Origin of the sequence: Shewanella fodinae (assembly GCF_014651955.1) — a bacterium.
GTDB classification, from domain to species: Bacteria; Pseudomonadota; Gammaproteobacteria; order Enterobacterales; family Shewanellaceae; genus Shewanella; species Shewanella fodinae.
The window spans coordinates 103332-123379 of record NZ_BMXW01000012.1 but is presented as its reverse complement, the minus strand read 5'-3'; the positions used below and the strand labels follow the sequence as shown (position 1 = coordinate 123379).

Here is a 20048-nt window from a genome sequence, read left to right as displayed (position 1 = left end):
GCGGCTAATTCTGCCAGAGAAAAGGAAAAGACAGCCTTACCCAAGAGCTGTATTGAAAAAAGCGGCGAAATATCCTTCACGCTCTAGAGATAAGAACGCCACTCGCTCTTAAGCGAGTGGCGTTAACCTTCTGGGTGGCCTTTTTAGTGGTAACAACACAACTCAGTCGGCTTCGTCTATGAGTACCGGTTGCGCTTTCTCTGGCGCATACTTGTCCATAATCACTGCACAAGCCGCATCACCAGTAATATTTAATGCCGTACGGATCATGTCAAAAATACGATCCAGCGCGAACAGTAATGGCAAGCCATCGATCGGGATCCCCGCCGACAACAGCACAGCAACCACCAGGAATGTCGGACCCGGCACCCCTGCCTGACCGACAGCACCGAGGGTGGAGGTAAGGATAATCGCGGCATAAGCAGTCATATCCAGAGGGACGTGGTACATCTGCGCAAAGAAAATCGCCACCAGCCCGTAATAAATGGCATTACCGCTCATATTGACCGTAGCCCCTAGCGGTAAGACAAACGATGCGGTGGCATTACTGACTTTCAGATCCTGTTCGCAGGTCTGCATGTTGACCGGCAAGGTCGCCATCGACGACGCCGTTGACAAGGCCATCACCTGCGGCTTTTTCATCACCATGATGAATTTCAATGCGGAGACCGGTGACAGCAGTTGCACTAGCGCCGGGAAAAACAAGAAGGTGTAAATGATAATCCCCAGCAGATACACCCAGAACAGATTCAGCACCACTTTCATCGCACCAAAACCGAAGCTGCCTACCGCATCGGCCATCAGCCCGAACACCCCCAGTGGCGCTATCAGCATCACTTTAGAGATCATCCACACCAAAGCTTCTAATACGGTATTGAGTGCTGATTGCACCTGCTTAGGCCCTGCACCTTTTACCTTGGTCAGGGCAATACCAAAGAAAATGCTGAACACCAGGATCTGCAGGATATTACCACCGGTCAGGGATTCAAACACATTCGTAGGGATCATGCCAATCAACGTGTCTACGGCCCCGGGCAACGCCCCTTGGTCAGCGGTCACGGGGTCAAATGCTTTAGCATGTGCGGTAATATCAGTACCCAATCCAGGTTCAAACAGATGTCCCAGCACTAGCGCCAGCACGACCGCAAGCGCTGAAGTTCCCAGAAAAAACACAAAAGTGCCGAGGCCAATTTTACCGGCCGATGGTGTATTACCAAGACTGGCGGAACCCGCAATAATTGCGACCAGCACCAACGGGATCACCAGCATTTTAATCAGATGAATAAACAGCGTTCCCAAAGGAGCGAATATTGAAGCACTGCTGCCCATCGCCCAGCCCACTACCGCGCCGAGGATCATGGCTATTACTACCTGCACACCAATATTGCCAAGCCAATGTTTGCTTTTCATTATTGTTATCTTCCTTTTCAGACTTCCGGGGCAATCCCGGTATGGCAAACTGTAAAAAACAAGTTAAGTTACCATAGAAAATTCCGCAGATGGATAAAAAGGCCGGGGCGGAAGAAGAAAATCACATTTCCACCACCGGTAACAGCGAAAAGCTGATAAGCACAAACAACAAGGAACAACTGGCAGGAGTCTTAACCCACAATCAATACAGAGAATGCTGACTATTTTTGCGGACGGAAGCCACTAAAATGAACCTCGTCACTACAGCAATGCTGTGGCCGACACAGTGAGCTTTGCGGCACTGTCGAGGCGTGATGATGGCAACCACCACTTCCGCCACAACCACAACTTTCACCACACCCACCTTTATTCTGATGTTGCAATGATGGTCTGGCAGTGCTGGTATCCAACAAGCGTAACCGTGTATCACAGGCATCGTTCAACAATTGCTGCAAACTGCCGTTACGTTCTCTGGGGCGGCAAACACTGATCCCGGCATCCAACAATTTACCCAGCATACGTTCGCCAATCTGGTGCACCAGCACTATCTGAGCCCCTTGCTGTTTTATCAGATTGAGCATCGCACTCTTGTCCGCACAATTGCCCCCTAAGGCCGGATTATCGACTAATTGCTGCAATTGACCGTCTGCGCTAAAAAAGGCCAACTGCTGCGCTTTGGTAAAATGCCCGGACAAGTGCCCCCGACTCATAGGAATAACTATCATCGTTTCTACTCCAATTACGGCGTCGTCTGTATGACAACGCGCCTTACAATTATTAGCATATGCCAATAATTTGATTATTGAAGATCGATACGTCAGCTTCTGTGATCTGCTAGCGATTTTCAGGCTTAACTTGATTAAATATTGCCGGGGCATGGACATAAAAAAAGGATGCCAAAGACATCCTTTTGTAAGCGTTAATAACGCCGCCGCTATCAATCCTGCAATTGCCGGTACAGACTCGCATAAGCAGGTGTAGTGTGCAGCAGTTGCTCATGCGACCCACTGGCCGTAATCTGCCCACCTTCCAGCAGATGAATAGCGTCCATCTGTGCCATGCCGGTCAAACGATGGCTGATCATCAGTAACGTCTTACCTTGGGCATGTGCCAGTAATAATCGCAGGATCTCTTGCTCGGTACGCCGATCTAGTCCTTCGGTTGGCTCATCCAGTAACAACAACGGAGTATCGCGCAGCAATGCTCTGGCGACACCAATACGCCGCTGTTCACCACCGGATAACTGTCTGCCACCTTCGCCAATCCAGGCATTCAAGCCTTGATCCTGCAACAGATTAGCCAAGCCCACCTGTTGCAACACCTGTGACAATCGCTCATCGCTCACTTTCTCTGGCAGCGCTAATTGTAAATTGTCCCGCAACGAGGCACTCAGCAAAGCCACACGCTGGCTCACCACCGTCATTGAAGCTCGCAGACTCTGTTCGTCATAACACTCCAATGGTGTTCCTGCAAGTTGGATAGTGCCGTGCTGCGACTGCCATTGGCGGGTAATTAACGACAGCAAGGTTGATTTGCCACAGCCGGTTTTTCCCAACAACGCCACTTTGCTGCCAGCCGCAACCCGTAGCGACAACTGTTGCAAAACGGGCTGCGCTTGCGGGTACGCAAACACAATATCGTTAATCAGCAACTCGCCGTTAGCTGCCTTACCATTGCTGGTCGTCGGGAAGGTGATATCTGGTGTCTGCCCGGTAATATCGGCAACCCGGCTGGCGGCCAGCATAGTGGCAGATAGATGTTGAAACGCGCCCGCTAATGGCATCATTAATTCAAAGCTGGAGAGCACACAAAATACCACTAATGCCAACAAGGGGCCTGGCGGCACTGCAGCACCGACACCACTGGCAGCGTACCACAACATCAGCAATACCAAGCTTCCATGAAACAGGATCAGCAATCCCTGGCTCATACCACTAATCGTGGCCATTCGCTGCTGACTATCAAGCCAGTGTTGTTCCACGTGTGCCAATGTGCGACGGGAATCATCGGCAGCAGCGAACAGTGTTAGCTCCGCTTGCCCTGATAACCACTCCAGCAACCGCACCCGGTAATGGCGTCGCTGCTCAATAATCTGGCGCCCTGGCGCTTGTCCCAACTGATAGAACAATGATGGCAACACAATGGCAGCTAGCAACAAACCACCACACAGCAAAAATGCCAAATGCCAGTCAAACCAACCGACAAACACAAACAGTAACAACAGCATCAGCAGATAACTGGCAAGAGGCGTCAGTAATCGCAGATACAGATGATCCAAGGTATCAATATCCGCGACCAGGCGGTTCAGTAGATCACCGCGACGCATACCACTCAGGTTACGTTCACTCAGTGGCAACAGCGATTTCCAGGCCCAGCAGCGCAGATCGGTCAGAATGCGGAACGTTGCCTCATGCGTTAGCACCCGCTCACCATAGCGGCTGGCAGTGCGCATAATCGAAAACATCCGCACGCCCCCGGCTGGCGTAAAGTAGTTCATGCCCACACCGGCGAGTCCAGCCACAGCAGTAGCAGAAAGAAACCAGCCTGAAAGTGACAACAGACCAATGCCAGCAATCAAAGTCAGCACGCCAAGCACCAGCCCTAACATCATCATCAACCATTGACGACGGAACAATTTTAGAAACGGTAATAACACTTTCATGCTTGTGCGCCTCCAGCCACATCGTCCAACGACAGGGCTAACGGCAGCTGTGCCAACATAGTTGCCAGCAAGCCCGGCTGCTGCGCTAACTCGGCAAAGCGCCCTTCCTGCACTAACTGACCATGATCCAGCACCAGCACGCGGTCCATACGATCCAGTTGATCCAGACGATGTGTCACCATCAGGCAGCTGCAATGCTGCATTGCCTGCCATAAAGCATCAAGGACCCACTGCTCATTCTGACTATCGAGGCTGGCACTGGGCTCATCCAATAGGTACAACTCAGCGTTACGCGCCAATGCCCGCGCCAATGCAATCCGCTGCGCCTGACCCACTGACAAACCGCCGCTAAATTCCTGCACCCGATGTGCTAAGCCTTCTGGCTGAGACCGCACAAAATCAGCCATCTTGGCCTGTTCCAGTAATGCCCAGATGGCGGCATCATCAAGTTCAGGCTGCCCCAGACGCACATTGTCAGCAATTGAGCCATGAAACAGCTGGGGATTCTGTCCTAGCCAAGCCAGTCGTTGCCGCCAACTGGTAGGTGCTAGCTGTTGCAATTCCACACCATTCACCTTAAGACTGCCCGTATAGGGTAAAAATCCCAGTAAGGCGTTGAGTAAACTGCTTTTACCAGCACCACTTGGGCCAACCAATGCCAGCTTTTCACCTGCCTGCAATGTAAAACTCAGCGGGCCTACCAATGACTGCCCATCCATACTGAGTACCTGCAGATCGCGCGCTTCGATGCTGATGAGCCTCCCCTCCAGCATTTCGTTGCCCTGGCTCAAGGGTTCTGGGGCTTCCAGCAATGCCATCAGTGATTCTGCCGCGCCAATCGCCTGTGCTTTAGCGTGATAATGAGCCCCAAGGTCACGTAGCGGTTGATAAAATTCCGGTGCCATGATCAGCACAAACATACCGGTGAATAAGCTGATGGGCACGCCATAATGACCGAAGTTCAGTTCCCCCAGATAAGAGAAACCAAAATACACCGCCACCACTGCAATTGAGACTGCCGCAAAAAATTCCAATACCGCCGAACTGAGAAAGGCCAGTCGCAGCACCGCCATGGTACGCTCACGGAAATCTTCCGAAGCCTTGGCAATTGCCCGTTCTTCCGCTGCCGCGCGATAAAACAACTTAAGCGTTGGCAATGCTTTCAAGCGATCCATAAAATGTCCGCTCAACTGCTGTAATGCGGTGAAATGCTTACGATTAGCATCAGCAGCACCCATGCCAACTAAGATCATAAATAACGGGATCAACGGCGCAGTGGTTAGCAAAATCAATCCTGCGGCCCAATTTAGTGGAAAAGTACAACCAAGAATGATCAACGGGATAAATCCCGCCAGCGCCATCTGTGGCAGATAACGGCCATAAAAATCTTGTAGGTCTTCCACCTGCTCCAGCACAATACTAGCCCAAGCTCCGGCGGGTTTGCCGTTAACCCAAGCAGGCCCTAGACGACTGAGTTTGTCCAGCACGGCCGCCCGCAGCGTACTGCGCAAACGCCGCCCGGCAACAAAGCCCACCTTTTCCCGGCCCCAGGCTAAGGCGCCGCGCAACAAAATTAGCACCGCGAAGGCGATAAAATGTGGGACAAACTGTTGCCGTGGCAGGTTATCGATAATCAGCCCTTGCAGCATGGTCGCTAGTAACCACGCCTGAACCACCAACGCCACCCCGTTAGCAATCCCGAGCATCATGGAAAGTTTCAGATAGGGGCCACAAGCGCCCTGTTGCAGTCTTAGCCATCCGGCTAGTTGTTTTTCAAGGGATTTATCCATGAATATCCAAACTAATTACAGCGAAATACAAGGATATATCATCGGCATCAACGCCATAAATCCATGGCTTGACCGATGCGTTTAAATTCGCTAGGCAGTATCGCAGGCATTGCCATCGGAATAAACCTTCTGGCTGCTATTTTTGCAGGGAATATTGTACCGTGTGATTGCCGCCCAAAACGGCTGAAACATTCAGGCGCCCACAGCCCCAAAACGCACCAGCACATGCCACAGCAACTTGAACTGTTGGAGTAAATCCGCTTCATTGCCAAGCCCGCGCCAGCGTTCCGGCTCACGTCGTACCGAAACCTCGGCCTCGCCAAGAATCGCTGGGGTCAACACCCCGCCTCGTGCCACTTTAGCCGCCAATTGCGGCATGGTAGCACCACGGAAGTCCGCCGGAACATCTGTCGCCGCCATCACAAAGCCTTGATGCCAGCATAAGCGGATCTGATAACGATCGCACAATCGCTGCATCAATACTTCAATCGCCGTATCTTTATAGGAAGGGTCAGCCACCAGCACATCGATATCCTGGGTCAAGGATAATTCGCCGTGACATTGCGCCTCGATGTAATGATCCAAATCTCGGCTCATGGGCCGCAAAAAACGTGCATCCACACCACGCGGCAGTTCTTCACAAAGATAATCCACCAAGGCCGGTGGTCGCAGTGCATTTACACCTAATGCAGCGTCACGCTCAAAGGATTCATTAAACAGCGCCGCAAATACATCTTCAAAGCAGGCAAGGGTGCCCTTTTCCCGTGGTTCACGGCAGGAATCCAAATAACAGAACGTACACTGACTTAACAGCTCCGGTGTAGACAACAGATAACAGCTGCCAAAACGCGCTGAGGGGCCACTCTGATGTAAACCAATATCCAGCGCGCCGTACTTGGGTCGCAACTTGGCGCCGACATAACAGTGGCCGAACAGTTGATTTTCCCAGTGATCACGAGCACCACCGAGCTGCGGTGACAACTTGCCATTGGAGACGCGGGTTTCAAACTGACTGCGATATTCGCCATCAGACAGTAAACCGGCAATCACCGGCCAGCCGCGATAATCCAAACGATCGGGATGGAAATGAAAAGCCACTCGTCCATGCTGTGCCAGATTCAGCAGCCCATGATTAAGTCTGGGAGTGGCAATAGCAGACATCTGCTGCACATTGCGGATCAGCCCGAGGGCATAGTCCCGTCGAGTCTGTGCTTGTGCGCTGATAAACTCAATTGCTGTCATTGCCTGCATTCCTTGGTTATAACAGCATCAAGATACTGCAAATTTCTAGGCATTGGCAGTCCGAACCGTGATCTGGTTCAGCTAGCTGACAGCCTCGGACAAATTCTGCACTGCTCATGGCACTGCCATCGCTTTTGCTGTAAACTTGCCGCCCGCCTGAAATGGCTCCAGCTTCCGGCTTCCATGCCACCTAATATTGAGATTATTGCATGAGTTTTGCCTCCCTTGGCTTATCTACCCCAATCCTAAATGCGGTTATAGAACAGGGTTACAACGACCCGACCCCGATCCAACAACAGGCGATTCCCGCCGTACTTCAAGGCCATGATGTGATGGCCGCCGCGCAAACGGGCACCGGAAAAACCGCGGCGTTTACCTTGCCAATTTTGCACTTGTTAAGTGGTGGCACTCGCCCTAAAGCCAACCAGATCCGCACACTGATCCTGACGCCGACTCGGGAACTGGCGGCACAGATTGCCGACAATGTGCGTGATTACAGTAAAAACCTTAGTCTGCGCAGTGCCGTGGTATTTGGTGGGGTATCGATTAATCCACAGATGCTGGCATTGCGCCGTGGCGTCGATATTCTGGTTGCCACGCCAGGACGATTACTGGATCTGTATCAGCAGAATGCGGTGAAATTTGATCGCTTAGAAATTCTGGTGTTGGATGAAGCCGACCGCATGCTGGACATGGGCTTTATTCACGACATCAAAAAAATTCTGACATTGCTGCCGGCAAAACGACAAAATCTGCTGTTCAGTGCCACCTTTTCCAATGATATCCGTACGCTGGCAAAAGGGCTGGTCACCAATCCAACCGAGATCTCGGTTGCGCCGCCCAACAGTACTGCCGAACAAGTCACCCAGACCTTGTATGCCGTCGATAAGACCAAGAAAACCGCCTTGTTGATCCAGCTTATCCAACAGCAGCAGTGGTCGCAGGTGCTGGTATTTTCCCGTACCAAACATGGTGCCAACCGTCTGGCAAAACAATTAGAGGCCGCCAAAATCAGCGCGGCAGCCATCCACGGCAACAAAAGCCAGGGTGCTCGCACTCGCGCATTAGCAGATTTTAAAAATGGTGTGGTGACAGTGTTGGTAGCGACCGATATTGCCGCCCGAGGGCTGGATATTGACCTGTTGCCACAGGTGGTGAATTTTGACTTGCCCAACGTCGCCGAAGACTATGTCCACCGTATCGGTCGTACCGGTCGCGCTGGCGCTTCTGGACATGCCGTATCGCTGGTGAGCGACGACGAGCAGAAACAACTGGCTGACATCGAAAATCTGATTGGACAGCATATTCTGCGGGAAACTATGGCAGGATTTGAGCCCAACAAACCGCTGCAAGAAACGCGCTTGCGCGCCGATGGGCCGAAAAAACCCAAGAAGCCGAAGCAACCCAAACAGCCAAGAGAAGTGCAAACCGGTGAAACCACGGCTGAACGCCATGCAAAAACTAAGGCACCACGGCGCAAACCCAGCGCTGACGGACAACAACGTCCGCCCGCTAATAAGCCGAGAAAACCCGGAGAGCAACAAAGCCGACCTGCGGCAGCCCATCGCAATGGTAATAATCCCCGCCGCGGTAATCACACACCATCACGTGGCTGATGACTGACGCAAAACGTGTTGCGCTGATTTACAGGGCAACACGTTAATTCGCGATGCCACAGATGACGATACTCAGCGTAACGGCACGGTAGCCAACAGCCTCGAATGTTGCTGCTGTTGATACCAATTATTGAATACCAATGACAGTTGCGTCACCGCATGCCGACCAAAATCATAGTCACGATACTGTGCCAGATAATTCAACAGCCGCTGAGGTTGCTGCAGCGGCGCATTAAAACGAACTAAAGTGGCATGAGCCGTGGCAATTTTATAGCGACTGTCGATACTGCAAAGCAAACCTGAGTCTCGATACGCTTGGCGTAAACATTCACGCAGCGCCGATAATTGTCGCGCATCAGCCACAAAGCCCTGCAACAAAATGCAACTCGGCGATGCGGTAATGCCGTGAAACGCTACCTCAAAACTATCAACCTCAACCAATACCCGCTGAAACACCTCACAATAAGCCTCAACATTAAGATCTTGTAGCTGCAATCCTGAAATACAAGAGATTATCGACAGCATGGTCACATGCAAATCTGCGACGGGTTGCCGGTATTGCTGTGGTTCAAGCTCGCTCACACCCTGTAAAAAGCCATTAATCTCATTGACCAGTGGCTGACTCGCTTGCAGATAAGACAGTACAGTAACCCCACGCCTGTCATCGGCGGGATTGTTGATTAATGTATCGGTTTGATACTTGCCGTGGTCAATGGCAGCGGTAGCCTGTTGCCATAGGCGTTGATAAATTGCCTGCATCTAGCCCTGTTTTACTGCAATGATTAAGGTTGACGCTATACCTCAACCCCGAGGAAATACTTCACCGCGTAACCGATAAAGAACGAGATAATCGCCACCCCAAAGGTGATCGATGACATCTCCAACACGCGACTTTTGAAACTCAGGTCTTTGGCAACCGAGATGTAAAAGGTGTACAACACAATAGCAATCAGTGCTAAGACAAACATCAGCGCTAATGCCGCCACCATCGAGTGCAATACAAAAAATGGCAACACCAATACTGCGGTGGTGATGATGTACGCCCCCCCCGTATACGCTGAATAAGACAGCGCGCTGATATCTGGATTAGGATTTTCTTTAGACTCAAGATAAGCCGATCCGGCCATCGACAGCGAGGCGGCGATCCCCATGATCAAACCGGTCGCTCCAACCACTAGCGTTTTATCAAATGCCAGCGCAATACCACTAAGTGTCCCGGTCAGTTCCACCAGCGCGTCATTCATCCCCAAGACGATAGCTCCGGTATACAGCAGCTTTTTATCGTGGAGCATATCAATAAGCTCCAGCTCATGACTAACTTCTTGGTGATAAATGGCCTTCGCCTGCGGGTAGAGATCAAATAGCTCTTTGTAAAACGCTTCAGCGCCGCACTCTTTTTTCTCCAGACTTTTCAGCGCAAAAGAAGTACCGAGCAATTTCACCAGCAACACATACCACATCACCAGCCAGTTCTGTGGTGCCAACTGCCGTTGCGTAATGCCAACCCAGAACTGGTAATGCTGCTGTTCTTCTCTGGCAATTTTTTCAAAGATTTTCTTGTTTTTATCTTCGCGCTGCAGTGCCGCCAGTATGCTGTAGATGGTGAAATCATTAATTTCATTCTGCTGTTGTCGCAAGGCTTTTTTGAGATCGGCCGGGCCGAATTCTTGGGTCATTGAGTTCACCATTGGTGGTTGTCATCAGATACGATTGTTGGCCTGATAAGCGCACAACCTGTTACTTGTGATATTGCGGCGAGATCGCCTAGAGATAAAGCGCCTTTGTGCGAAAAGGCGCTTTAGAGACCAGATAATTGCCAGACTTATGCCTGCGGTGCTGGCCCTTTGACGGCAGTGACAAAGTCGTTAGGACGAATGTATTGCGCATAGGCTTTGCGAACATCTTCCGCCGTTAACTGAAAATAGGCTGCGGCGGCTTTTGACATGGCATCCAGCGGTTTACCTTCAATAGACAACTGCAATAATTGCTCAGCGATCCCCTCGAAGCTGGATTCCCCCAAGGGGATCTGGCGCAGCATAATGCCTTTAGCCTGTTTAAGCTCAGTTTCAGTGACTGGTGTTTGCTGCATCTGTTGCAAGTTTTTCACTACCAGCGCCTTAGCTTTCATCACTTTGTCAGGATCACAGCCGTATGCCACCTGATAAGTGCCACGATGTTTGTCCAGTGAAAAACCGGAAGCGACAGTATAAACCAAGCCATTTTTCTCACGCAGATCTTTCACCAACCGTGAGGCGTAAAAGCCACCGCCTAGCACTTCATTCCCCAGATTCAAAGCAAAACGCGCCGGATCATTCTCAGTGACGGCAACCGTCTGCACTAAGGCAACACTGTCTTGTACCGCCGATTTATCCGGGGTATTAAATTGCGCAGCTTGATTATTGGGAACCGCAGGATAATCGACATTCGGTTTAGCGCCGCTGCTATGCCAGTGCCCAAAATACTGACTGACCACCTGTTTTACTTGTGCCGGCTTAACATTACCAACCACTACGAGGGTCGTCATATCGGGGCGGAAAGTCTGTTGATAATACTGAACCACATCTTGATAAGTCAGTTGCATCAATGACTGCGGCGTTGCATAGCGCAGACTCGGGTCAGTTTTAGGATACAGTGCCTGTAACAGGTGTTGATGATTCAGATAATCTGGCGATTGCAACTCACCAGCGGTACTGGCGGCTTGTTGCTGCTGCACAATCTTAAACGCCTGTGGAGGCAACGCCGGATGCAGTTGGTTATCTGCCAGCAATTGCATACCTTGGGTAAAGTTAGCTGCTGGCACCGACAAGGAGAAATGACTGCCTGCCATCGCCTCAGCAGAAATATTGTCTAGTGCTTGCTGGTATTGCAACCGATTGAGATCTTTTGTACCAAAGCGGAATAAACCATCGAGAATATCGCTGATCCCTTCCTGTCCGACCTTAGCCTGCAGATCTTCATTGGTCTTAATTTCCCCCGTTACCAATACCGTATCACTGACAGTTTCCGGCTGGACGATCACCCGTAAACCGTTGGGTAAAGTGAAATCATCAGGATGTAAATCGGAGTTTGGCACTGATAGTTTGGCAAACGCCTGTTGCGCCCAATCGGGCAATACCACAGGTTTATCTGGTGCACTACTAAAGTTTTCCGCACCACCAAAGCCTTTACTAGCAACCGGTTTACCGGAACTTTGCGGTGTTAAGGTGGCGCTGATCGTTGCACCGGCTTTAAAGGTGCGCGCCGCTAATGCATTGACTGCCGCGGGTGTGACGGCGGCAATGGCATCACGAATAGCATCCGGTGACGACAATCCTTGCTCGACCAGCGCATCAGACCACGCATTAGCTAGACCATCGACAGAATTTTTAGCAAATTCTAGGCTAGCGATGGCATTTTGTTTTGCCGCTTTGATCAATTCAGGATCAATCCCCTGAATGGCGGCAATATGCAGAATACTGTCGATATGATGCCCCAGTTTGACGGCATCGGCACCTTTGGAAAAAATGCCAATGGCGTAACCAATCCCCGCATGAGGCAAGAACTCGGTATCAAAACCACCCGCCAGTGCGCTGCCATCCATACCCATGCCATACAATGCGGCACGTTGAGAACCCAATGCCCGACTCAGCACCAGTGCCGTAGCGTATTCGCTGGAGGTTAATCCTGGCATACGAAACGCTCTGATCTCATACCCGTAGGGCGTATCGGTATCCAGATGAATCTGTTTTGCCGCTACCGGTTGGAAATGGAATTCCGCTTTTGCCGGTAATGCCCCGGCAGGAATATCACCAAACAACCTTTGCACTTCCGGCAACACATGCTGCGGCTCAACATCACCAGCTATCACCAACACGGCATTGTTTGGCACATACCAGGTATCACGAAACTGCTTGAGTGCAGCGGCAGTGGTTTTATCAAAAGAGGCACGGGTTCCTAAGGGCGAATGCGCATAAGGGGTATCGGCAAACAACGACTGACGAATGTCGGTCATCGCCTTAAACACCGGACTGGACATATCCCGAGACACTTCCTGCTCAATGGCACCACGCTCATCTTTCCATTCGGCAGGACTCATCTCCACACTCTTCATCCGAATGGCATGAATACGTAGCGCGACATCCAGATCCTGCTTCGGTACGGTAAAAAAGTAGCGCGTCAAGTCCTCGCGGGTTTCGGCATTAAAATGGCCGCCCATATTGGCTGCCAATGCAGAAATTTGCTCTTTGTTCAGTCCTGGACTCCCCCGGAACATCATATGCTCGACCGCATGCGCGGTACCCGGAAAGCCGTCTGGCACTTCATTGCTGCCGACTAAGTAATTCACTTGGGTGGTGACGACAGGGGCCAATTTATCCTGCACGATCACTACTTGCAGGCCATTTTTTAACGTAGTGCGGGTGATTTGCTGCTGTTGAGCCTGAGGTTGCTCCGCGGCCAACGTTGGAACAGTAATGGAGCCAAACGCCAGCGCAATGGCCGCCGCGAGTTTAACTGATGTATGCATAATTCTTCCTTTATGGGAACCGATGCAGAATGGCGAAGTGACGCACCAATTACCGTACGGCGTTTTGTGATGACCAAGTTTAAGCCTGATACAGACGGTTGCTGCGGACACTATGTCACCACAAGACGCTCAAACACTGACTTAATGGGTAAGCAACAACTTACTCACGGTATTGCCCAATATCGCCGCATCGATTGCTATCTCATCCAGACCCACTTCAATAAACTCAGAAACACCTGAATCTTGTCTTAGGTCCATGTGATCTACGACCAATACAACCGCCGTCAGTTCATCCAAGAAAAAATTTGTTGCAATTACAAGACGAAGAAGTGCGCTGCATAAAAAAAGCCTGGGTCACAATGCCCAGGCCTCAATACTCAAAATTTCGCTATCAGTAGCCGACTGCAGCGCCTTGAGGCCGACGCGCATCATTGGCACCGTAGATATAGCCTTCACGGATTTTACCGGATACCGACGCATCGCTGACGTTCGAGTGTTCGTCACCGCTGACCACGCTGGGTAAACCGATCATTATCGCTTCCGCAGCACCCCATTGGCCTTTTTCAACCATGTTGTAACCACGCGTTTTGAGAATTTTCAGCGTGTCAGGGGAGATGCCGTTCTTTTCATACAGCACTACATCTGGCAACCACTGCTGATGAATCCGTGGCGCGTTTACCGCTTCCTGTAAGTTCATACCATAGTCGATCACGTTCATTACCGTGTTCAGCGTGATAGTGATGATCAATGAACCGCCTGGAGAACCTACCACCATAAAGGTTTTACCATCTTTGGTAACAATGGTCGGCGACATAGAGGATAGTGGCCGTTTACCAGGGGCAATGGCGTTAGCCTTGCCCTGAACCAGACCGAACATGTTTTTCTCACCGACTTTTGAGGTGAAATCATCCATCTCATCGTTCAGCCAAAAACCATAACCCGGAGCCATCACCCCAGCCCCAAAGCGCCCATTGATAGTGTAAGTAGTAGACACCGCATTCCCCGCTTTATCCAATACTGAATAGTGCGTGGTTTGTGGCTTTTCATGGGGAGGCACCCCAGATGCCAGTTCGCTAGAAGGCGTAGCTTTCACTGGATCGATGGTTTTACGGATCTCTGCCGCATATTCCTTACTCAACAACTTCTCCATCGGGATTGTTACGAAATCCGGGTCACCTAACAGACTGTTACGGTCAACGAACGCATGACGCATCGCTTCGGCAGTAAAGTGAATCGCATCAGCAGAACCATAGCCCATGGACTTCAGATCGTACCCTTCCAAAATATTCAGGATTTGACACATGGTCGTGCCCCCTGAGCTTGGCGGTGGCGCCGAAATGAAGTCATAGCCGCGATAAGAACATCTGACGGGAGTACGTTCTTTAGCAACATAGTTGGCAAAATCTTTGGCTGTGATATAGCCGCCGTTGGCTTTCGAGGCTTGCTCGATAGCTTTGGGGATATCTCCTTTATAGAAAGCATCTGGGCCATTTTTCGCAATCTTTTCCAGTGTGTCTGCCAGCGCTGGCTGTACTAGGCGATCACCAGGTTCTAACGGCGTCCCATCCGCGTGTAAAAAGATTTTTGAGGCTTGTTTATCACCGCGCATCTTGCTTAAGCTGGAGTCGATGACATCGGTATCACCGCGGGTCAGGATGAACCCTTCACGCGCTAATTTGATCGCTGGCGCCATAATTTGTGCCCGCGTCAGTTTGCCAGAACCATATTTGGTTAGCGCCAATTCCATACCGCGCACCGTACCGGGTACGCCTACCGCGCCCCAACCTAGTGTGCTGGCATGTGGAATCAGATTTCCGTATTTATCCTGGTACATGTTGGCACTTGCAGCTGCCGGTGCCATTTCCCGGAAATCGATAAAGTGATCCGAGCCATCAGCCAGATGCAACGTCATAAAGCCACCGCCGCCGATGTTACCGCAACAAGAGTTCACCACTGCTTGGGCGTAACCCACAGCGACAGCAGCATCTACGGCATTGCCACCCATTTTAAGAATTTCCACTCCCGCTTCTGAGGCAAAGCGTTGCGAAGACACCACCATGCCGTTTTTGGCTTCAACAGGCGGTAATGAGGCAGCCAAAGCATAGGTAGTGACAAAAGGTGAAATAGTGGACAGAACCAACAGTGAAGCCTTTAACAGGCGTTTTTTATAATACATTCCTTATTCCTGGCAATGAACTCAGATAGCCAACCCTATGGCAGCGCGTTCCAAATAGCAATAAGGCATTATTTATTTAACAGATAATAAGCAGCACTGGCAGGATATAGTTCAGTCAATCAGTAAATTAACGGGTATTTATTCAAATTTACTACAACGTTATTGCATGCTCATCAGTGACGTTCCCTAATCTTGGCTGGCACCGAGATTAGGGGTACGCCAAGACCATCGATTATTCAATGATCAGTTCAACCCGAATATTGCCGCGAGTGGCATTGGAATAGGGGCAAACCTGATGGGCTTTTTCCACCAAAGCTTGCAACTGGGCTTTATCCATCCCGGCAACGCTGATATGCAGTTCGACATCAATGGCAAAACCTACACCGCGTGGATTAGCACCAATCCCCACATGCGCGGTAATTTGCGGTTCTTGCGGCAAACGGAGTTTGTCCTGTGCTGCCACAAATTTCATGGCGCCGATAAAACAGGCAGAATAACCTGCCGCAAACAGCTGTTCTGGGTTAGTCCCCTCACTACCAGCGCCCCCCAACTCTTTAGGAGTACTGAGTTTCACATTCAAATGTTCATCAGAAGAAACTGAGCGACCGTCACGGCCACCGGTAGATGTTGCTTTAGCGGTATAAAGAATGTTCATAAGATTTGCTCCAATTAATTATTGCGATAACTATGTGCTTTAAAAAAATAGCCAGCCCGGCTTTACGACATAAAGTTATCGCAATAATTGTTATCGCGCAAACATTATTTTGAATGCTGTTGTAAATTATCCCGTAGGGAAATTATTTTATCTTTTAATTCAATCAGTTCAGATTGATCCATGGCGCATGCCTGAAACAGGCACTGATTGATATGTAATGCTTGTGTCCGCAAAGCACTCCCAGCCTCAGTTAAGCCTATGCGCAGTGCCCGCTCATCCAACGGATCTTTTAGGCGTTGCACGAGTCCTTCCTGCTCCAAACGTTTGATCACCGGAGTTAACGCCCCAGATTTTTGTCCCAATTGCGCTCCGATATCCTTGAGATTTAACTTATCTTCTTGCCATAGGATCAACATCACTAAGTACTGTGGGTAAGTCAGGCCTAATGGTTCCAATAGTGGTTTATACAGTTGCGTCATTGTCAGCGATGCTGAATACAGCGCAAAGCAGAGCTGATTATCCAGCGCCAGCGGATCTTTACTGGGCATGTGCGTTCTCTCATCACCTATAATGTTGCCTATCTTACCTTTGAATTCGCTTGTCACAGAAGCGCTAAAACGGGGAAAGCGTAACAACTTTGTACCAAAGTTCAGCTTGAGATCGCACTAGATAACCGCCTATGGTGTTATTTTGCACAACGCGGAACTAACAACAACTTAAGGGAATTAGCATGCCAACACCATATCCACTACAAGGAGGTTGTGATTGCGGTTTTATCCGTTATCGCCTCAACTGCAAACCGCTGATAGTCCATTGTTGCCATTGCAGTTGGTGTCAACGTGAAACAGGGTCGGCCTTTGCGGTGAATGCCATGGTGGAATCAGAACAGGTGGAACTGCTACAGGGCGAACCTGAGCTGATCAATACCCCCTCTGCCAGCGGTCAAGGGCAGCAGATTGCCCGTTGTCCTAAATGTCATGTGGCATTATGGAGCCACTATGCGGGCAGCGGTCCTCTGACCAAATTTGTCCGCGTCGGCACCCTCGACCAGCCACAGGTACTGCCGCCAGATGTCCATATCTTCACGTCAACTAAACAGCCCTGGGTAATACTGCCAGAGCATATTCCTGCGTTTGCTGAATATTATGATCGCCAGTTGGTGTGGAGCGCTGACAGCCTGCAAAGGGCAGAGGTGTTGATGCCGAAGCTCAAAGCCTATCGGCAATCCCTTAAACCGGCGTAATCTTGATGGACGAAGCCCTTATAGCCGGGCTTCGCTACGACGTTGATACTCAGTGATCATGCGGTTAATGGCGTCTTGGTCATACGGACGCAAGCCACTGAGTACCATCGTTTTACGGCCGGTACCGACCTGCTTGTCGCCGCTGAGCAAGGCAAATTCCAGCAATACGTCACCCCGCTTGCCATCAACCTGCAACTGCTTGTTAACAAGTTCCAGCGTCATCTCTTCAAACGCTAAGGTATCCAGTTCAAAACTCATGGTTTCGTAGATAACCAGTGGCCGCTCGGGGTTGATCATCACCTGATATTCCTGCATCAGCGGCACCAGCACATGGATAAAATTGAGTCCAGAAAAGGCCACATAACTACGAATAAACGCTTCTAGCTGCTTTTCGCAATAACGCTGTTCTCCTTCACGATGAACTTTAAGATAGCTTTTGCCTTTTTCATCTTCGATACATATCTGCCCGTCGCTGGCTTCAGGGAAATGCAATGCGACAACATCACTCACCATACCTTCAAAGCGAAACTGCATCTTGCGGCTAAGACCATATTTATCCAGCACCAAGGCAAACAACAAGTCACCCGGAACGCAAAAACGCTTGGCGTCCTCGTCGTGCAACGGATTAAAGTCGCCAGCGATGTCTTTGGCGAAGTTACTGGCCTGCGTTCTGCTGATGACAATATTATTATTTTCTTTTTTAAAATAATTAGTTAGAAACATCTATAATCAATACTCTATGACGGGTGGCAATACTTACAACGAAAACTGCTGCACAGTTTATACGTAAACGGCCTGATAACTCACCCGATGACTTAACAGCAATCGCCACCTGATCCACGCTAACTCGCGGCTACTTCAGGAGCCAATAACTGCAAGCTGGCAAACTCGCGATACAGAGGACTTTGTTCCAGAAGTTGTTGATGAGTACCGCTTGCCACTAAACGCCCTTTATCGAACACCAAAATACGATCGGCATTCAAGACGGTTGCTAGTCGATGCGCTATTACTAGGGTGGTACGTCCGACCATCAACCTGTCTAAGGCTTTCTTCACCATGACTTCGCTGACGGCATCCAGCGCACTGGTTGCCTCATCCAATAGCAGCAAGGGTCGATCGGCTAAAATTGCTCTGGCAATAGAGATACGCTGTTTCTGTCCACCGGACAAACGCACGCCTCGCTCACCCAAATAGGCCTGATAACCATCAGCAAATTCGCAAATGAATTCATCGGCATGCGCCGCTTGGCAAGCGGCAATAACTTCCGCTTCAGTCGCATCAGGACGCCCATAGCGCACATTTTCCAGCACACTATCGGCAAAAATTACCGACTCCTGCGGCACCAACGCAAACTGTGCCCGTAGCTGCGCCAGTGACACCTGTGAAATATCCACGCCATCCAAGGTTATGCGACCTGAGGTTGGCAGATAAAAGCGTTGTAATAGTTGGAATAGCGTCGTTTTACCCGCGCCACTGGGGCCAACCAGCGCCACCCGCTCTCCAGGTTCTATAGCAAAATTCAATTGCTGAAGTACCGCCTCTCCTGACTGATAAGCAAATTGCAGGTCCTTTACTGCCAAAGCGCCGCGTAAAGGTTGTGGCAACGGTAGCGGATGCGAAGGCTCAGTAATCACCACCGGCGTATTGGCTAATTCCAACAACCGTTCAGTAGCACCGACAGCACGCTGGATATCCCCCACCACTTCGCTGATGGTGGCGACCGCGCCAGCGACCATCACCGCATAAAACATGAAAGCCGAAAGTTGTCCAGCACTGATGCGTCCCTGCATCACATCATGAGCGCCCACCCAAGTGACAAATACGATGGCGCTGATACTCAACAACATCACCCCAGAAATCAGTAGTGACCGATAGTAGATGCGGCCGCTTGCCGCCTTTAACACCTGCGCCAGATGCTGATCAAAATGGGCTTTATCACTGGGCTCGTGACCATAAGACTGCACCGTATGGATCTCATGTAAGGTCTCATCCACAAAAGCACCGAGATCGGCTACCTTGTCTTGACTACTACGCGCCAGTCGCCGCACTTTACGTCCTAGAATGCCCACGGGTACTAGCACCAACGGCACCGCTAATAATACCAGTGCGGTCAATTTCCAACTGGTAATACCCATCATCACCAAGCCACCGATAACGGTCACCGAGGAGCGGAGCGCCATGGACAGACTCGACCCGACGACGGTTTGCAGTAACGTCGTGTCCGCAGTAAAACGTGAGATCACTTCGCCGGTACGCAATTTGGCAAAAAAATCTCGGCTCTGCCCTAGCAACTGTTGATAAACCATGCGCCGAATGTCGTTACTGACTTTCTCGCCGAGCCAAGTCATCAGATAAAAACGGCAAAAGACTGCGGCGGCACTCACCGCCGTAATTCCCAGAATAAACACAATAATCTGGTTCAGCCGATGTGGATCTCCGGCAGCAAAGCCTTGGTCGACCATCATCCGTACCCCCTGCCCTAAGGACAGCCAGGCCAAGGAGCCAATCAATAGGCAGACAAGTGCAGTCACCACCCGCCAGCGATAGGGCTGCAAAAAGCTTAAAATCCAGGGTAATACCTTGGCGGAAGCGGCTGAAGGGAAGTGATTATTGGCTACAGTATCAGTAGCGTCGGAAATGTTAGTGTCGGACAAACGAGTTCTCTCACCAAGAAGGCCTGTTGCGATTGTCGCGGGAATTTGCGCTGACGTCCAGCAAGGCGAGAAAAAGCCCGTATAATGGAGCGCAAT

15 protein-coding genes are annotated in these 20048 nt (G+C 50.5%); 2 read left to right on the top strand and 13 right to left on the bottom strand.

Annotated features, from left to right (window positions below; all coding sequences use genetic code 11):
* Positions 1-162: 162 nt before the first annotated feature.
* The 5 genes from IE064_RS12080 to IE064_RS12060 all read right to left on the bottom strand — a co-directional run bounded on the left by IE064_RS12080 (position 163) and on the right by IE064_RS12060 (position 7104).
* The gene (locus IE064_RS12080) at positions 163-1410 is read right to left on the bottom strand and encodes a dicarboxylate/amino acid:cation symporter (protein WP_189618039.1); all 1248 of its coding nucleotides are present in this window, start codon (positions 1408-1410) and stop codon (positions 163-165) included.
* Positions 1411-1631: 221 nt separating this feature from the next.
* Complete coding sequence (locus IE064_RS12075) at positions 1632-2135, bottom strand: NifB/NifX family molybdenum-iron cluster-binding protein (RefSeq protein ID WP_189618038.1); 504 nt, start codon at positions 2133-2135, stop codon at positions 1632-1634.
* A 212-nt stretch (positions 2136-2347) separates the two neighbouring features.
* Positions 2348-4072 carry a heme ABC transporter ATP-binding protein/permease CydC gene (cydC, locus tag IE064_RS12070; protein WP_189618037.1) on the bottom strand — a complete coding sequence of 575 codons (1725 nt, stop codon included), beginning with the start codon at positions 4070-4072 and terminating at the stop codon, positions 2348-2350.
* The gene (gene cydD / locus IE064_RS12065) at positions 4069-5862 is read right to left on the bottom strand and encodes a heme ABC transporter permease/ATP-binding protein CydD (RefSeq protein WP_189618036.1); all 1794 of its coding nucleotides are present in this window, start codon (positions 5860-5862) and stop codon (positions 4069-4071) included. Before cydD ends, cydC begins: the two co-directional genes overlap by 4 nt.
* A gap of 192 nt (positions 5863-6054) precedes the next feature.
* The gene (locus IE064_RS12060; RefSeq protein ID WP_189618035.1) at positions 6055-7104 is read right to left on the bottom strand and encodes a DUF3626 domain-containing protein; all 1050 of its coding nucleotides are present in this window, start codon (positions 7102-7104) and stop codon (positions 6055-6057) included.
* 209 nt (positions 7105-7313) lie between these two features.
* On the opposite strand from IE064_RS12060, the gene IE064_RS12055 reads away from it, so the two are divergent.
* Positions 7314-8720: a DEAD/DEAH box helicase gene (locus IE064_RS12055; protein ID WP_189618034.1), complete on the top strand. Its 1407-nt coding sequence runs from the start codon at positions 7314-7316 to the stop codon at positions 8718-8720.
* A gap of 72 nt (positions 8721-8792) precedes the next feature.
* Here IE064_RS12055 and IE064_RS12050 read toward each other — a convergent pair whose 3' ends face one another.
* From IE064_RS12050 to IE064_RS12025, 6 genes are all read right to left on the bottom strand, one after another.
* Positions 8793-9479, bottom strand: a complete 687-nt coding sequence (locus IE064_RS12050; protein WP_189618033.1) for a 2'-5' RNA ligase family protein — start codon at positions 9477-9479, stop codon at positions 8793-8795.
* 35 nt (positions 9480-9514) lie between these two features.
* Complete coding sequence (locus IE064_RS12045) at positions 9515-10396, bottom strand: VIT1/CCC1 transporter family protein (protein WP_189618032.1); 882 nt, start codon at positions 10394-10396, stop codon at positions 9515-9517.
* Positions 10397-10542: 146 nt separating this feature from the next.
* Complete coding sequence (locus IE064_RS12040) at positions 10543-13224, bottom strand: M16 family metallopeptidase (protein WP_189618031.1); 2682 nt, start codon at positions 13222-13224, stop codon at positions 10543-10545.
* 391 nt (positions 13225-13615) lie between these two features.
* Complete coding sequence (ggt, locus tag IE064_RS12035) at positions 13616-15400, bottom strand: gamma-glutamyltransferase (protein ID WP_189618030.1); 1785 nt, start codon at positions 15398-15400, stop codon at positions 13616-13618.
* A 232-nt stretch (positions 15401-15632) separates the two neighbouring features.
* On the bottom strand, positions 15633-16055 hold the full coding sequence (locus IE064_RS12030) for an organic hydroperoxide resistance protein (protein WP_189618029.1): 423 nt from the start codon (positions 16053-16055) through the stop codon (positions 15633-15635).
* A 104-nt stretch (positions 16056-16159) separates the two neighbouring features.
* Positions 16160-16603 carry a MarR family winged helix-turn-helix transcriptional regulator gene (locus IE064_RS12025; RefSeq protein ID WP_189618028.1) on the bottom strand — a complete coding sequence of 148 codons (444 nt, stop codon included), beginning with the start codon at positions 16601-16603 and terminating at the stop codon, positions 16160-16162.
* A gap of 182 nt (positions 16604-16785) precedes the next feature.
* Here IE064_RS12025 and IE064_RS12020 point away from each other — a divergent pair, with 182 nt between their 5' ends.
* Positions 16786-17298 (top strand): GFA family protein, encoded by a 513-nt coding sequence (locus IE064_RS12020; protein WP_189618027.1) that lies wholly within the window; start codon positions 16786-16788, stop codon positions 17296-17298.
* 18 nt (positions 17299-17316) lie between these two features.
* Here the strand turns inward: IE064_RS12020 and IE064_RS12015 are convergent, their stop codons facing one another.
* Together IE064_RS12015 and IE064_RS12010 are read right to left on the bottom strand one after the other, a co-directional pair.
* Positions 17317-18021, bottom strand: a complete 705-nt coding sequence (locus IE064_RS12015) for a DUF3581 domain-containing protein (protein ID WP_189618026.1) — start codon at positions 18019-18021, stop codon at positions 17317-17319.
* Between the two features lie 119 nt (positions 18022-18140).
* Positions 18141-19952, bottom strand: coding sequence for an ABC transporter transmembrane domain-containing protein (locus tag IE064_RS12010; protein ID WP_283166122.1), 1812 nt, complete (start codon positions 19950-19952; stop codon positions 18141-18143).
* Positions 19953-20048 lie beyond the last annotated feature (96 nt).